A 15,729-nucleotide genomic window follows, 5' to 3' on the forward strand; every position below is an offset into this window, starting at 1 on the left:
CTTCCCGCATGCTGGAAATCGTAGAAACTGCTTTGAACAATGCCTCGTGGCCAATATTCCGCATAGCATGTCTGCGCCGGGCACGCAGAACCGGGAAAAGTCGGATAGCGATAGTTTGACTGTCGGCGATTTTTGATGAATAGATTTTTAGGTGTAAGCTTGGATCAATGGGACGCTAAATATGAGTGCATCATCGCGTGGAATTGCTGTTACCCTGGCTCTGTTGGCAGTGACAGTATTTGCAATAGACAGCGCAGCCCCGGCGATGGCCGGCCCCTTAGAAGAAGCCAACAAGAAAGTCGTAGTTGATTTTTACACGATGGCGTTCAAAGAGCGTAAGCCGAAAGAAGCGGCGGATCTTCATATTGGTCCTGTCTATATTCAGCATAATCCGAGAGTGCCAAATGGTCCGAAGCCATTCTATGGTTATTTTACCAAGTATTTCCAGGAAAATCCTGAGGCTTCTAACGAAATAAAGCGTGTTATCGCGGAGGGAGACTTGGTTGTCTTGCACTCGCACTCAAAGAAAACACCTGACGTAACTGGTAATGCGATAGTTGACATCTTCCGTGTCGAGGACGGTAAAATTGTCGAGCATTGGGATGTCATGCAGCCGGTTCCAGAAGAAGCCTCCCCAAACGGGAACACAATGTTTGACGGAAACAATGCGAATTGACAGTTATTGTCGTTTAGAGCCGGACTCGAAACTTCATGAGGCATTGCAATGCCTTGCGAGGCGTCGCGTGAGGAGTCGAATGTGGGCGATCCAGGTCCATGCTTCTGCGGAGGCGACGGTTTTCTCCCAATCCTTTGCGAGGCGACGACAGCGGCCGAGCCAAGCGAAGGTCCTCTCGACGACCCATCGGCGGGGCAGGAGTTCGAAGCCTTTGGCGGTGTCGGCGCGCTTGATGATCTCGACGGTCCATTTGCCGAGATCGCGCAAGGCATCGGTCAGCTTCGGGCCTGCGTAGCCGCCATCGGCGAAGACATGGCGCAGCCAAGGCCATCGCTTCCGGATCGATTTCAGCACGAGCGGCGCGCCATCACGATCCTGGATATCGGCGGTGTGGACCACGAGACCCACCAGAAGGCCGAGCGTGTCGGTCAGGATATGGCGCTTGCGACCCTTTACTTCAGCGCAAACGCAGTTTGTCGCGGTCTTCCCAGCGTCGAACCCGCAAGGTCCTCCGCTTTCAGTCGTTTTGACGCTCTGGCTGTCGATAACCCCCGCGGTCGGGCTCGCCTCCCGGCCTTCCATCTCCCGTGCCTCCATCACCAGGTGGTGGCTGATCCGGGGCATCAAACCCCGGTCCCGCCAGTCGTAGAAATAGCGTTGCACCGTCGAGCGTGGCGGGAAGTCGCCGGGCAGCATTCGCCACTGGCAGCCTGTCGTGGCAATGTAGAGAAGCGCGTTCAAAACCTCCCGAAGATCGGTCTTGCGCGGACGCCCCGGTCGCCGCCTTGGCGGCAGCAGTCCTTCAATCAGCGACCACTCTTCATCCGTCACATCACTTGCATAGCGTTTGGAAACGCGCGCATATTTCGCGCGAGCGGTATCGGTCCAAGCCATGATCTCTCCGTCAGTCTCGCAAACCGACGTGAATCACAACTCACTGATATCGCTCAACCCTTTTCGCGCCAGCCTCTTAGCTCGACTTTGCGCATTATGCGGCGAAGCAGAGAGCGTCAGCCATGCGTCTGATGCGGTCGGGCGGGATTTCGGGCGTATCGCGTTGGTTTGGGAAGTTGTCGTTAATGTCACCGATCCAGATTTGGCGCCGGACAGCGGCAATGGCGTCGGTGAATGTGAAGACGCGTTTGCGGTACCAGGCGGCGGCGTAGGGTGCAGCGCCCTGTCGAAGCAGATCCTCAGCCCAAAGGGTGATCAGGCTGTAGAGGCCCATGAGCACCGGGGTGGTGCGTTCGATGGCCTTGCCCGACCATTGGCGCTGGGTCTCGACGCCGAGATGGGCGCGGACCTCGGCGAAGGTCACCTCGACCTGCCAACGGCGCACGAAGATTGCAATGATCTCGGCGGGCGTCGCCCTTTGCCCTCAGGATGGCAAAACCGAGGACGCTCTATTCAAAATCGCAGATATGGGCCTTTATGAAGTTAAGCGAGGCGGCGGCGGCGCTTGGGCACGGGCAACTTTGCTGCATGCCATTTGCGTAAACGGAACGAGAGCCGGCTCCGTCGCATAGTGCATCTGATACCTTGCATGCCACAGCACCCTAAACACTCTGAGACTTCGCCAATCGTGACTGGCCCACGAGCCCGGAGTATCGCTTCGACGAGGATGGCAGCCACTGTTGCCCTTCCAACGGTGGCGCTCGAGGCTACAACGCTCCGGCGTAGGGCGTGGTGTCAGTGTTGCCGCGGGACGGCGCATCGCCTCGCCTGAAATGTTCCCTGGTCGTAGCCTGCTGCCTCATCTGATTTGCTCCTTTCCGACGCAGACTGGCGAAGGCGAGGATTAGGAGGTGAACATGATGTAGAGCGACATATGTGGAACGGGACACGCGGGCAAGTGCATTTTTCGAACGAGGAGCCGAGCTTGGACGGTGTGGTCATATGTACGGCCATTGATTGCGGTGGTTGACCGCTGGCCTTGATGAAGTTCGCGATGCGAGTGGCTGGATCAAGCTGACGCGCTTTTCGCGCATTGTCGCACTGGGCCTGCGGCGCGACAATCAGCCTGGGAGTCTCCGACGAAGAGCAACGATCGCAGTGTCGGGTTGCCCATCTTCGATATTCCCCCGAGCCGCTCTTTGCCGCCGCTCGAATGCGGTTTCGGCGTCAGACCGAGCCATGCGGCGAAGTGGCGACCTGAGGTGAAGCCGCCGGGTCCCGGAAGATGCGGCCCGATTCGCCGAAGGGCTGGTTGGCGGTGATGAGCATCGAGTGCCGTTCGTAGCGCGCGGAGATGAGCTCGAAGAGGACGCTCGTTTCGGCCTGATCCTTGGTGACGTAGGCAAGATCGTCGAGGATGAGGAGATCGAAGCGGTCTAGCCTTGCGATGGCGGCATCGAGGACGAGGTCGCGACGAGCGACCTGGAGCTTTTGAACGAGATCGGTGGTGCGGGCGAAGAAGACCTTGGCCCCGTTCTCGATGAGCGCGAAGCCGATGGCCGCGCGGCATCGCCGCTCGCGATTCCAAGGCGCGGCGCGGCGAGTTCCGGTTCATGCTCCCGCCCCGCTTCTGCTGGCGCGAGGCGGGCCGGATCGCGATAGATCCGGACGAATGCATGTCCGCCAGGCGATCCGGCTCGTCTTCGCCAATTTCCGCGAGTTGGGCAGTGGGCGTCAGGTCTTCCTCTGGCTTCGCTCGGCGGCCATCAGGATGACCTTCCTCCTGGCCTGTAGCCAGATCGAGCGATCGGCAAACGACGTGATCGCTGCGGTGGAGCGGGATCTGGACGGTGCACGCTAAGCCACTGCATGCGTCGGCCAGACGGCTTCTTCAGCGAGAGCGTGGCGAATTTCATCTCCGTGTTCTCCGAGCTGTGGTGCGGGACGGGAGAGATCGAGAGTCGAGCCACGCAGCGTGATCGGGGTTCGCACACCGGGAATGCCGCCGGCTTCGATCGCCATTCCGCGATGTTGAAATTGGGGTTCGGCAAACACTTCGGCGACCGTGTTGATCGGACCGGCCGGTACGCCCGCTACTTCGAGGGCAGCCAGCAGTTCGTTCCGTCTCCAGCGCGAAGTCGCCTCCTCCAACAGAGTTGTCAAAGGCTCTCGATGAGTGACGCGTGCGGGGTTCGTCGCAAAGCGCGCATCTGTTGGTAGCTGTGGGAGGCCCAGAAGGCTCGCCAGGCGGAAAAACTGGCCGTCGTTGCCGCAGGCAATGATGACGTGTCCGTCCGATACTGGCAGGGTCTGGTACGGTGCAATGTTCGGATGAGCATTGCCGAGCCGGCGCGGCGTCGCTCCGGAGGCGAGGAAGTTCATTGCCTGATTGGCGAGAACACCCGTCATGCAGTCGAAGAGCGCCATGTCGATATGGCTGCCACGACCGGTTGTCTGACGCTGCCAAAGCGCCGCCTGGATCGCGACTACGCCGTAGACGCCGGTGAAGATGTCGGCAAAGGCGACGCCGATCTTCTGCGGTTCGCCGGCGGGATCACCGGTCAGGTCCATGATCCCGGCCATGCCTTGAATCATGAAGTCGTAGCCCGCCCGCCGAGCTTCCGGCCCGTCTTGGCCAAAACCCGTCACCGAGCAGTAGACGAGGCGCGGATTGATAGCCGCAAGGCTCGGGTAGTCGAGCCCGTACTTGGCGAGCCCTCCGACCTTGAAGTTTTCTATGAGAATGTCCGCGCTCGCGGCGAGCTTCAAGACGATTTCTCGGCCTGTCTCCGTCACGAAGTCGGCGACGATCGAACGTTTTCCGCGATTGCAGGCGTGGAAATAGGCTGCCGAACGCTCGCCGTCCCGCTCGATAAAGGGGGGACCCCAGCTTCGCGTGTCGTCGCCATCGGGACTTTCGACCTTGATGACGTCGGCGCCGAGATCGGCCAACGTCTGGCCGATCCACGGTCCGGCAAGAATCCGTGCGAGTTCGAGCACCTTCAGCCCGCGGAGGGGCGGCGCAACATCCGGCCCCATCGTCAGAAGAACGCCTGGAGGCCGGTCTGAGCGCGACCGAGTATGAGCGCATGAACGTCGTGTGTGCCCTCATATGTGTTGACGGTCTCCAGGTTCTGGGCATGGCGCATCACCTGATATTCGAGTTGGATGCCGTTGCCGCCATGCATGTCACGTGCGGCGCGCGCGATGTCGAGCGCCTTGCCGCAATTGTTGCGCTTGACGATCGAGATCATCTCCGGCGCCATCCTGCCTTCGTCGAGTAGTCGCCCGACTCGCAGCGAGGCCTGCATCCCGAGCGCGATCTCGGTCTGCATATCGGCGAGCTTCTTCTGGAAGAGCTGCGTCTGGGCCAGCGGCCGTCCGAATTGTTTGCGGTCGAGCCCATATTGACGCGCCCGATGCCAGCAGTCCTCCGCGGCGCCGAGAACGCCCCAGGAAATGCCGTAGCGGGCGCGATTGAGACAGCCGAACGGACCTTTCAGGCCGGAAACGTTCGGCAGCAGAGCCCCCTCGCCGACCTCGACGCCGTCCATCACGATCTCGCCCGTGATCGAAGCGCGTAGCGAGAGCTTGCCGCCGATCTTGGGAGCTGAGAGACCCTTCATGCCTTTCTCCAGGACGAAGCCACGGATCGCGCCACCATGAGCCGCGGATTTAGCCCATACAACGAAGACGTCCGCGATCGGCGCGTTGGAGATCCAGGTCTTGGCGCCGTAAAGGCGGTAGCCGTCCGCTGTCTTCTCGGCCCGCGTCGTCATGCCGCCGGGATCGGACCCAGCATCGGGCTCGGTCAGGCCGAAGCACCCGATGAGTTCGCCCGAGACGAGGCCCGGCAAGTATGTCTGCCTCTGCTCTTCCGAGCCATAGGCGAAGATCGGGTAGATCACGAGAGAGGACTGAACCGACATCATCGAGCGATATCCAGAGTCCACACTTTCGACCTCGTGCGCGACAAGTCCATAGGAGACGTAGTTGGCACCGGCCCCGCCGTAGGTGTCGGGCAGCGTGACCCCCAGGAGACCAGCTTTTCCCATCAGACGGAAGAGTTCGGCATCCATCCGCTCGTCGAGATATGCACTGTTCACGCGTGGACGCAGTTCAGCTTCGGCGAAGGCGGCGGCCGCGTCGCGGATCATCCGCTCCTCCGCCCCGAGCTGGTTCTCGATCAGGAAGGGATCGCTCCACTCGAAGACGTTTCGCTCAGCCATGATCGGTTTCCTCCGTGTCGGTCCAACCTCCTGCATAATCCATGTCTGGCAGATGCGACCAACTCGATTTACGCGTGGATCTATTCGGTTTAGGAATGGACCATGTCGATCTTCATGCGCAAGCTTCTCCCTTCGACCGGCGCACTTGCAGCTTTTGACGCGGTAGCACGGACTGGCAGCTTCACGGCCGCTGCGGAGATGCTTTCGTTGACGCAGAGCGCCGTCAGCCGCCAGGTTGCGCTTCTTGAAGCGCAGCTCGGCACATCGCTTTTCGAGCGCACCAGCCGCTCCGTGGATTTGACGGAAGCAGGACGGGTTTATGCTGCCGCCATCGAACCTGCGCTCGGTGAGATTCGCCGTGTCACGCTCCAGCTCATGACGAAGCGCAATGCCGAAACGCTCGATCTCGCGATATTGCCGACCTTCGGCACCCGCTGGCTGATGCCGCGCATTCCACGCTTCGTGGCCGCACATCCCGGCATCACGCTGAACTTCGCGACCCGCATCGGCCACTTCGACTTCGCGCACGAGCGCCTTGATGCGGCGATTCACATCGGACGGCCAGTCTGGCCGGGCGCGGAATGCCGCTTTCTGATGGGTGAGACCGTCGCGCCCGTCTGCAGCCCGGATTTTCTGGCGCACCACAAGATCACAGGTCCCTCCGATCTCGTAGCGCTACCGCGGTTCCACATAGCTTCGCGTCCAGGAGCCTGGGGCGACTGGTTCGCAGCGTCTGGGCTTCGGCAAACAGGCGGGGAGGGCATGCGTTTCGAGCAGTTCGCGCTGGTTGCTCAGGCGGCAATGGCTGGCCTGGGTGTAGCGTTGATGCCGCTCTTCCTCATCGAAGCGGAGCTCTCCGAAGGTCATCTCGTGATCGCCTATCCCGATGTCGTAGACAGCCCGAGCGCCTACTATCTGGTCGCGCCATCCTTCGAGCGCGGCGGCACGGCATTGGCTGCCTTCAGCGATTGGATCCTTGGAGAAGCCAGCACGCCACATCCACATACCCGGAAGATCAACGCCCATCAGTTTTCGAACGACCCGAAGTGACGGCGACGCCGGATTGCCCGCCACGTCCGGCCCTCACACTTAAGCCGCGGCGTGGTCGACCTGTGGCATTCGCTGCTTTCAGGCAAAGGTGTTTGAGGGCGTTGAACGGCGCATGGTGCGCTTCACCATGCTCTGCCACTCGACGGAAAGCCCACGCGGGAATATTGTTGAAAGCAATATCGTACAGATATTGAATACAGCAAAAATATGCTCTACATTCTATCTGTCTAACAGTGATGGTTGCTATATAAAATTGATTTCATTTCCGGTAAAATTGATAGTAATGCTTTAATTGCGGATAATACGGGTTCTGGCTAATTGAATGACGGACCAGAAATCGATTCCATTGTCGCGTCGAGACTTCGAGCAGAGCGTCAAGTGTACGATAACGAAATCTCCGGGGGAGAAGCGTCGCATTCGCTAAGAGTTAAGCTGTCCTTCAACCAGGCTGTGAATGTCGCGACGCTTTTATAGTCCCGAACCGAAGTCGCGGTAACGATGTAATACGCGCCTAGTGCCACTTCCCGGTCCGAAAGACGGATCAGTCGTCCCGCGGCGAGATCGTTCGCCGCCAACAAGCGGCTGACCAGTGAAACGCCCTGCCCGCTCAAGGCAGCGTCGAATCCGAGATTGGCGTCCGACATGCGCGGGCCGCTGAGCGGTCCCTCGATCGTCATTTCGGCTTTCTCCAACCATTCCGCCCAATGACGTCTCGTGTCCTCATGGATCATCATTTCCCCGGGTATTGTCGATATCGAAACAGGGTGGCCATGCAGCTCGACCCACTGGGCGCTCGCGGCGGGGAATAGACCTGGTCGGATCAACAGCTTCGCGCCTTCGGGAAAGTCCTCCAGGCTCCCGTAACCGATCATGATTTCAGCTTCCCCGCCTTCCAGGTCAGGCAGGCGGTCACTTGCGCGGATGACGATGTCACCTTTGTCAAAGAACGCCCTTATGCTCGACAGCCGTGGAGTCAGCCAACGCGTGGCGAGACCGGGCATGCACCAGATGCGTATCGTCCTTCTCGATGGCGGAGGATTGATTTCCGCAGCAGCCGCGGTGATCAGCCGAAAGGCACGGCCTACGGCGGAGAAGAGTGTCTTCCCCTCGTGCGTGAGTACGGCTCCTCGCGGGCCCATCTCGAAAAGACGCGTCTTCATCCACGACTCAAGCGATTCGATGTGGCGACTTACGACGGGATGGCTCGTGCCGAGATCGACCGCGGCTTGCCGCATGCTCCCCATTCTAGCGGTGGCTTCGAAGGCGCGCAGGAGGTGAAGCGGCGGCATCCTTGGGTCGTTTCCTGTCCCGCCAACGGTCGAACTCAGTGCCGGCCTGACTCGTTTCCCAGACGACATGTTGTTCGCTCCATTATGCGGCCATGCCGCCTCGTGCCGAAAGCTCCTCGGCTCTCCCGCCGCCGACAGCGAGTGGTATCAAAAACGAACCGCTCATGCCGATTTACATGCCACTCTTCGGGCTCCGCGTCACGTATGTTGCAGATAGTACCTGAGCCAACCGCTCTCCAGGTTATGGGTCCAATCATGCCCGACGATGCGCGGCATGCATGCCGGCGAATGTCAGCGTAGCGATCCTGGCCATGCCGGCGACAACCAACTTCAAGTCAGGAGCTTCGATCGTCATGACGCAGTCTTCAAAGGTATTGCCGACCCGAGCCCGTGCTGTCGTGGTCGGCGGCGGTGTGGTCGGGTGTTCGGTTGCCTACCATTTGGCGAAGCTCGGCTGGACGGACGTCGTGCTGATCGAGCGCGCCCAGCTGACGTCCGGAACCACCTGGCATGCCGCTGGTCTTCTCACGACGTTGCGCGACACCGAGACACAGACGAAACTGGCGCTCTACACCCAGGGCCTCTACCGCCGCCTCGAAGAAGAAACCGGGCAGGCAACCGGTTTGATCGGCTGCGGCTCCATTCAGCTGGCCTGCACACCGGACAAGGCGGAGGAAATGCGCCGCGGCTTACAGGCTGCCAAGGTCTGGAATATAGAATGCGAGGAGATTTCGCCCGCCGAGGTTCAGCGTATGTGGCCTCTCGCCTATACGGGCGACGTTCAGGCAGCGTTCCACTTTCCACACGACGGGCGAATCAATCCCACCGATGTAACTCAGGCCCTCGCCAAAGGCGCTCGTATGGCCGGGGTGCAAATCTTCGAGAACTGCTCGGTCGGAGCGATCGAGTCCGAAGCAGGAAAAGTCATCGCGGTCGACACGAGTCTAGGTCGCATCGAAACGTCGATAGTGGTGAACTGCGCCGGAATGTGGGCTCGCGAGATCGGTCGCCTCGCCGGTATCGACATTCCGCTGCAGGCGGCGGAGCACTACTACCTCATCTCCGACTCCGTCGCAGGAGTGCACACCAACCTGCCGATCCTGCGCGATCCCGCTCGCCAGGCCTACGTCCGAGAGGAGGCCGGCAAGATCATGGTCGGCATCTTCGAAGATGCCGCCAGGCCATGGGCGCTGGAAGGGGTGCCGGACGACTTCACCTTCGGTGAGATCCAGCCGGATTGGGACCGTCTTCAGCCCTATTTGGAAAGGGCGATGGAGCGTGTCCCGATCCTCGCGCAGACCGGCATCAAGCTCTTGTTCTGCGGCCCCGAATCCTTTACCGCCGACCACAACTATCTGATGGGTGAAGCGGCGAAACTGAAAGGTTTCTTCGTGGCCGCAGGCTTCAATTCACTCGGCATTCTATCCGGCGGTGGCGTTGGCCTCGTCATGGCCCACTGGATCGCGAACGGCCATCCCCCTATGGACGTCTGGTCCGTCAACATCAACCGAACGCATCACTGGCAGAACAACACCAGTTATCTTGCCGACCGCCTAGTGGAGTCTCTTGGGATCGGCTATCAGGACCATTGGCCTTTCCGGCAGTGGCAGACCGCTCGCGGCGTTAAACGTAGCATGCTGCACGATCGCATGGCAGCCGCAGGTGCCTGCTTCGGCGAGGCCGCTGGGTGGGAGCGCCCCAACTGGTTTGCAAATCCCGGACAGACGCCGGAATACCGACATTCGTGGAGCCGGCAGAACTGGTTCGAGAACAATGCGGCCGAGCATAGGGCCGTGCGCGAACAGGTCGGGATGTTCGAGCAGTCCTCGTTCGCGAAGCTGCTCGTACAGGGCCGTGATGCGGAACCCTGTCTCAACCGCATCGCCTCCGCTGACCTGTCCGTGCCGATCGGAAAGGTCGTCTACACACAATTCCTCAACGTCCGCGGCGGCATCGAGGCCGATATCACGATCACGCGTCTCGCGGCGGACCAATACCTCCTCCTAACACCCGCCTTCACCGCCACGCACGTCACGGCGTGGTTGCGCAATCATTTCGAACCCGCTTCGCACTGCGTCTTGACCGACATCTCGGACGCATGGTGCATGCTGAACGTCCAGGGACCAAACGCACGGGCGCTCCTTTCCAGCGTCGCCACGGGAGACTGGTCGAACGCGGCCTTCCCTTTCGGCACGGTGCGCGAGGTGCAGATCGGCTACGCGACGCTGCTCGCCATGCGGCTGTCCTACGTCGGCGAGCTCGGATGGGAACTCTACATCCCGGCGCCCTTCGCCCCCGGCGTCTACGACGCGCTCCTCGAGGCGGGGGCGGCGCATGGCCTTCGTCATTGCGGCTACCACACGCTGAACTCGCTGCGGATCGAGAAGGGGTTTCGCGAGTGGTCGCACGACATCGGTTCCGACGACACGCCGCTCGACGCTGATCTCGGATTCACATGCGCCTGGAATAAGCCCGGGGGCTTCATCGGCCGCGATGCCCTCGTCGATCTGCGCGACAAGCCGCGCAGGCGACGTCTCGTGCAATTCCTCCTTGAGGATCCAAAGGAGAACCTCTTCCACAACGAGCCGATCCTTCATCGCGGCGAACGCGTCGGCATGGTCACGTCGGCCATGTACGGGCATACGCTCGGCGGCTCGGTCGGCCTCGGCTATGTTTCCCACGAGGATGGCGTGACCGCGGACCTAGTCGCAGGCGGTGCCTTCACGCTGCAGATCGCAGACCGCATCGTACCGGCGAGAGCATCTCTCGATCCGATGTATGATCCTGATGCAGGACGCATGTTCATCTGAGTTGAGATACGGGCGACGGGAACGCCTGTCGCGCACCAGCCCCTCGATATGCGAGAAGAAGGCCCTCTCGCCTGGATGCGCTTGCCGGATACGAACCACGACGAAATGAAGGCCCGGGCTCGCATCGGTCCCGCCTCCGACCAAGGGGACCTTACCGTTGTCGACCCTTCCTTCGCTGACGGCCATGAAAGCCTTCGAGGCCGTAGGTCGGACGGGGAGCGTCCGATCTGCGGGAGACGAGATCGGCGTCAGCCACACCGTGGTGTCCCGGCATCTTCGCCATCTGCAGGAATCGCTCGGCGTAGCTTTGTTCCAGCCTGAGGGCCGTGGGATCATTCTCACTCCGGCCGGGCGCATCTATCATGCGGAGATCGTCAAGGCCTTCTCTCTCCTTCGCGCCGCGACCACCGAGATTCGAGGCTCGAGCAGCCGCCACCTCGAGGTCTGGTGCATGCCGGGAATCATCAGCCGGCGGCTTCTGCCTCAACTACCCCAACTGAACAAGCATTCGATGCGACTGGCGATAAATCTTCGACCGACCCTTGCGTTGCCGCGTCTGGAAACTGGGGAAGCCGATGCCAGCATCATGTACTCGGACAGGCCGGAGTTGGACGGCCTCCTTCGCGCTGAAAGTCTCGCACGTCCCCGCGTCTTTCCAGTTGCAAGCCCAGCATTTCTGGCTCGTCATACAAAAATCGATACCTTGGAGAAGCTCGTCGTCGCGCCTCTACTTCACGAGGAAACCACTGCATACTGGACGGCCTGGCTGATTGAGGCCGGCATCGGCCGCGTGCCCCTCCTTGGCGGACAGCGCCTTTGGCACTCGCACGTAGCCATCGAGGCAGCTCGTCTTGGCCAAGGCATCGCGCTCGCCAATGAGCTTCTCGTCGAGGAGGAGATTTCGAGCGGAAGCTTGGTGGAAGTGATCTCGTCCGAAACCCGAATGTCGTCCTATCAGATCGTTTCGCTGGCAAGTCGCTGGGAGGAACCGAGCCTGCGCGCCCTCCGAAGCTGGCTCCACGACGCGCTCGCGATCCGAAAATCCGGTGCATAGAACGCACCAGTCCGTACCTTAAAACTGATTGTTCAACGAATTGAAACATTGGATCTCTGCAGCCGTCTGCAAGGTGGAGAGCGAGCACGTGGCCACAAATGTCGATCTGATGACGCGTAGAAACTCCGCTGTCGTACGCGGCATCGGGCACGTCACTCCAATCTTCGCCGACCGGGCGGAAAACAGCGAGGTTTGGGACGTCGAAGGCCGCCGGTACGTCGATTTCGCCGGCGGGATCGCGGTTCTGAACACCGGACATCGACACCCGAAGATTTTGGATGCCGTCCGAGGCCAGTTGGATCGTTTCACGCATACCTGTTTTCAGGTCCTGCCCTACGAGCCCTACGTTGAGCTGGCCGAGCGGCTCAACGCCCTCGTGCCGATTTCCGGAGCGGTCAAGACCGCCTTCTTCACGACCGGCGCCGAGGCCACCGAGAATGCCGTGAAGATCGCGAGAGCCGCGACGGGCCGGGCCGGCGTGGTCGCTTTCACCGGCAGCTTCCATGGCCGTACGATTGTCGCGTCCGCGATGACCGGTAAGGTCGTTCCCTACAAAAAGGGCCTCGGGCCCGCGGTAGCCGACATCTGGCACGTTCCGTTCCCGACCGACGCCAACGACGTCACGACTGCGGAATCGCTCCGCTATCTCGACTTCATCTTCAAGGCGGACATCGATCCTTCGCGTGTTGCCGCGATTATCGTGGAGCCGGTTCAGGGTGAGGGAGGCTTCCATCAGGTACCCGGCGATCTGATGCGCGGCCTGCGGGCAGTCTGCGACGCGCATGGAATCGTACTCATCGCGGACGAAGTGCAAACAGGATTCGGGCGGACCGGGAAGATGTTCGCCATGGAACATTACGATGTCCAACCCGATCTGATGTGTCTGGCGAAGAGCCTTGCGGGAGGAATGCCTCTTTCCGGCGTCGTCGGCAGGGCGGCGATAATGGACACGGCCGACCCCGGGGGGCTGGGCGGCACCTATGCGGGCAGTCCGCTTGCCTGCGCCGCCGCTTTGGCAGTGCTCGACGTGTTCGAGGAGGAAAACCTTCTCGAAAGAGCCGTAGCCATCGGCGAGCGCATCCGAAATGCCGTCGGGCGGATGGCGCGGTCCAACCATCTCCTGCCGATCTCGGAGCTTCGCGGCCCCGGCGCCATGGTGGCATTCGACATACTGAAGAACCGTGGTTCCACGGAGCCAGACGCGGAAGCTACGAAGCGCGTGACGCGCACTGCGCATGAGAACGGCCTCATCCTCCTGTCGTGCGGCACGAACGCCAACACGATCCGCCTCCTCTGCCCCCTGACGATCTCCGATGAAGTTCTCGACGAGGGGCTCGGCATCCTAGAAATCGCGCTTGCGGCCTGAAGGTCGGAGCTATGGACATGGAACTATCCGAACTGTCGAACGGTCTGCTGACGGATCGCTGTCTCATCGGCGGCGAGTGGATCGGGACGCCCACAATGCCCTTCTTTGATCCAGCGACCGGCCAGGAACTCGCTCGCGTGCCCTTGATGGGAAGTATGGATGCGACACAGGCAGTCGAAGCTGCCGCGGTCGCGTTTCCGGCGTGGTCGAAACGATTGGCGAAGGAGCGGTCCGCGATCCTGCGCAGATGGTTCGAACTCATCCTGAACCATCGGAGGGATATCGCGACAATCATGACTCGGGAACAGGGCAAGCCCCTGGCCGAGGCTCTGGGAGAGGTGGACTACGCCGCGTCCTTCGTTGAATTCTACGCCGAGGAAGCGCGCCGCATCTACGGCGAGACCATCCCTACGCATCGGGCGGATGCCCGCATCATGGTCATCAAGCAGCCGGTCGGCGTCGTTGCAGCGATAACGCCTTGGAACTTTCCGGCCGCCATGATCACACGCAAGGTCGCTCCCGCCCTTGCCGCCGGCTGCACGGTCGTCGTGAAGCCTGCTCCGGAAACGCCCCTGACGGCGCTTGCACTTGCGCTGCTCGCCGAGCGCGCCGGCCTACCTGCCGGCGTTCTCAACATCTTGACGGGCGACGCCGCCGCGATCGGAAAGGTCCTGACCGAACATCCGCTTGTGCGTGCCATCAGTTTCACGGGATCGACCGAGGTCGGTAAGCTTCTGATGCGTCAGGCCGCGTCGACGGTAAAGAAGGTCGGACTCGAACTGGGCGGCAATGCCCCCTTCATCGTTTTCGACGATGCAGACCTCGATGCCGCGGTCGAGGGTGCGATGATTTCGAAGTTCCGCAACATGGGACAAACCTGCGTCTGCGCGAACCGCCTCTACGTCCAGGAGGCGGTCTACGACGAGTTCGTCGAGAGACTTTCCGGGAAGGTCGCCGCGCTGAAGGTCGGGAACGGTCTCGAAGCAGGGGTGCAGCAGGGACCACTCATCACGACGAAGGCGGTCGAGAAGGTGGAGATGCACATCGCCGACGCGCTGCAGAAGGGTGCGAAACTCGTCATCGGTGGAAAGTTGCACGAACTCGGCGGAACGTTCTTTCAGCCGACGGTGCTTTCGGAGGTTTCCACGGAAATGGTGATGACACGGGAAGAAACCTTCGGACCTGTCGCCGCGGTCTACCGTTTCACGGACGAGGCTGACGCCATCCGTCAGGCCAATGCCTCCCCCTACGGCCTTGCCGCCTATTTCTACGCTCGCGATCTCGCAAGGGTGTTCCGAGTGGCCGAAGCGCTGGAGGCGGGGATGGTCGGCATCAATTCGGCATTGCTCGGTGTCGACGTCGCGCCCTTCGGCGGCGTGAAGGAATCGGGTCTCGGACGCGAGGGATCGCGTCACGGGATCGAGGAGTATTTGGAGATCAAGTACATGTTAATCGGCGGGCTGAGCTGAAATTTTCGGGGGCCTTTGACACACTGTGACAGTCTCGCCGTCGCGGGTAGGCCGTTATCGCACGTTCCTCCGTCATCCATTGAAGAAGAAAGGCGCACCTCCGTCTCGAATCGATCGGGCTTTGGTACGATATCCTCATGAAGATCCTCGTCGCCGTGAAGCGTGTGGTGGACTACAACGTGAAGATCCGCGTGAAGCCTGATGGCTCCGGGGTGGATCTTGCCTCTGCCAAGATGTCGATGAATCCCTTCGATGAGATCGCCGTTGAGGAGGCGCTGCGATTGAAGGAGAAGGGGCTTGCTGCGGAGATCGTCGTCGTCTCGATCGGCGTCGCTGCTGCACAGGAGCAAATCCGGACGGCTCTTGCCATGGGCGCCGACCGAGGCATTCTGGTCAACGTAGTTGGGCCCGTCGAGCCTCTCGCCGTGGCAAAGATCCTCAAGGGCGTGGTGGAAGCCGAGAAGCCCGACCTTGTGATCCTCGGCAAGCAGGCGATTGACGATGACTGCAACCAGACCGGCCAGATGCTGGCTGCCCTTCTGCAGTGGGGGCAGGGCACGTTCGCTTCGGAAATAGCCGTTGCGGACAGGCAAGTGAGGGTGGTCCGCGAGGTCGACGGTGGACTGCAGACGATCCTTCTGGCGCTGCCGGCGATCGTCACCGCGGATCTGCGCCTCAACCAACCTCGCTACGCCTCGCTTCCGAACATCATGAAGGCGAAGAAGAAGACCCTCGAAGAGAAGACGGCGTCCGACTACGGTGTGGACCCAGCCCCTCGCCTCAAGATCCTGAAGACCACCGAACCGACAGGGCGTGACGCGGGCATGAAGGTCGCCTCAGCCGACGAACTCATCGCGAAGCTGAAAACTGCAGGCTGTTTGACATGACGAAC

General features: G+C 61.0%; 12 protein-coding genes and 3 pseudogenes. 8 read left to right on the forward strand and 7 right to left on the reverse strand.

Going from position 1 to position 15,729, the window contains the following annotated elements:
* The first annotated feature begins 265 nt into the window (after positions 1–265).
* Entirely contained in the window at positions 266–676 is a 411-nt protein-coding gene (locus Sa4125_RS23485) for an ester cyclase (RefSeq protein ID WP_224008599.1), read from the forward strand.
* Between the two features lie 33 nt (positions 677–709).
* On the opposite strand, the gene Sa4125_RS23490 is transcribed toward Sa4125_RS23485, so the two are convergent.
* The 4 genes and pseudogenes from Sa4125_RS23490 to Sa4125_RS23505 all read right to left on the reverse strand — a co-directional run.
* Entirely contained in the window at positions 710–1,570 is an 861-nt protein-coding gene (locus Sa4125_RS23490; protein WP_224008431.1) for an IS5 family transposase, read from the reverse strand.
* Between the two features lie 94 nt (positions 1,571–1,664).
* On the reverse strand, positions 1,665–2,015 hold the full coding sequence (locus Sa4125_RS23495) for a hypothetical protein (RefSeq protein WP_224008434.1): 351 nt from the start codon (positions 2,013–2,015) through the stop codon (positions 1,665–1,667).
* Between the two features lie 690 nt (positions 2,016–2,705).
* Positions 2,706–2,837: pseudogene (locus tag Sa4125_RS23500) on the reverse strand (transposase); the annotation flags it as partial.
* 2 nt (positions 2,838–2,839) lie between these two features.
* Positions 2,840–3,133 (reverse strand): annotated as a pseudogene (locus Sa4125_RS23505) (ATP-binding protein); the annotation flags it as partial.
* On the opposite strand from Sa4125_RS23505, the pseudogene Sa4125_RS23510 reads away from it, so the two are divergent.
* Positions 3,133–3,356 (forward strand): annotated as a pseudogene (locus Sa4125_RS23510) (serine recombinase); the annotation flags it as partial. The pseudogenes Sa4125_RS23505 and Sa4125_RS23510 sit on opposite strands and share 1 nt — an antisense overlap.
* Positions 3,357–3,427: 71 nt before the next feature.
* Here the strand turns inward: Sa4125_RS23510 and Sa4125_RS23515 are convergent.
* On the reverse strand, positions 3,428–4,609 hold the full coding sequence (locus tag Sa4125_RS23515) for a CaiB/BaiF CoA-transferase family protein (RefSeq protein WP_224008437.1): 1,182 nt from the start codon (positions 4,607–4,609) through the stop codon (positions 3,428–3,430).
* 2 nt (positions 4,610–4,611) lie between these two features.
* A complete protein-coding gene (locus tag Sa4125_RS23520) occupies positions 4,612–5,799 on the reverse strand; it encodes an acyl-CoA dehydrogenase (protein ID WP_224008440.1) in 1,188 nt (395 codons plus the stop codon).
* Positions 5,800–5,901: 102 nt separating this feature from the next.
* On the opposite strand from Sa4125_RS23520, the gene Sa4125_RS23525 reads away from it, so the two are divergent.
* Positions 5,902–6,849, forward strand: a complete 948-nt coding sequence (locus tag Sa4125_RS23525; RefSeq protein ID WP_224008443.1) for a LysR family transcriptional regulator — start codon at positions 5,902–5,904, stop codon at positions 6,847–6,849.
* A 374-nt stretch (positions 6,850–7,223) separates the two neighbouring features.
* Here the strand turns inward: Sa4125_RS23525 and Sa4125_RS23530 are convergent, their stop codons facing one another.
* Entirely contained in the window at positions 7,224–8,207 is a 984-nt protein-coding gene (locus Sa4125_RS23530; protein ID WP_345944346.1) for a LysR substrate-binding domain-containing protein, read from the reverse strand.
* Positions 8,208–8,416: 209 nt separating this feature from the next.
* Here Sa4125_RS23530 and Sa4125_RS23535 point away from each other — a divergent pair, with 209 nt between their 5' ends.
* From Sa4125_RS23535 to Sa4125_RS23555, 5 genes are all read left to right on the forward strand, one after another.
* Positions 8,417–10,948 carry an FAD-dependent oxidoreductase gene (locus tag Sa4125_RS23535; protein WP_224008449.1) on the forward strand — a complete coding sequence of 844 codons (2,532 nt, stop codon included), beginning with the start codon at positions 8,417–8,419 and terminating at the stop codon, positions 10,946–10,948.
* 157 nt (positions 10,949–11,105) lie between these two features.
* On the forward strand, positions 11,106–12,002 hold the full coding sequence (locus Sa4125_RS23540) for a LysR substrate-binding domain-containing protein (RefSeq protein ID WP_345944347.1): 897 nt from the start codon (positions 11,106–11,108) through the stop codon (positions 12,000–12,002).
* 109 nt (positions 12,003–12,111) lie between these two features.
* Positions 12,112–13,368 carry a 4-aminobutyrate--2-oxoglutarate transaminase gene (gene gabT / locus Sa4125_RS23545; protein WP_224008576.1) on the forward strand — a complete coding sequence of 419 codons (1,257 nt, stop codon included), beginning with the start codon at positions 12,112–12,114 and terminating at the stop codon, positions 13,366–13,368.
* A 17-nt stretch (positions 13,369–13,385) separates the two neighbouring features.
* Positions 13,386–14,837: an NAD-dependent succinate-semialdehyde dehydrogenase gene (locus Sa4125_RS23550; protein ID WP_275967479.1), complete on the forward strand. Its 1,452-nt coding sequence runs from the start codon at positions 13,386–13,388 to the stop codon at positions 14,835–14,837.
* Between the two features lie 137 nt (positions 14,838–14,974).
* Complete coding sequence (locus Sa4125_RS23555; protein ID WP_224008452.1) at positions 14,975–15,724, forward strand: electron transfer flavoprotein subunit beta/FixA family protein; 750 nt, start codon at positions 14,975–14,977, stop codon at positions 15,722–15,724.
* Positions 15,725–15,729 lie beyond the last annotated feature (5 nt).

It is taken from the genome of Aureimonas sp. SA4125 (assembly GCF_019973775.1).
Classification (GTDB): Bacteria; Pseudomonadota; Alphaproteobacteria; order Rhizobiales; family Rhizobiaceae; genus Plantimonas.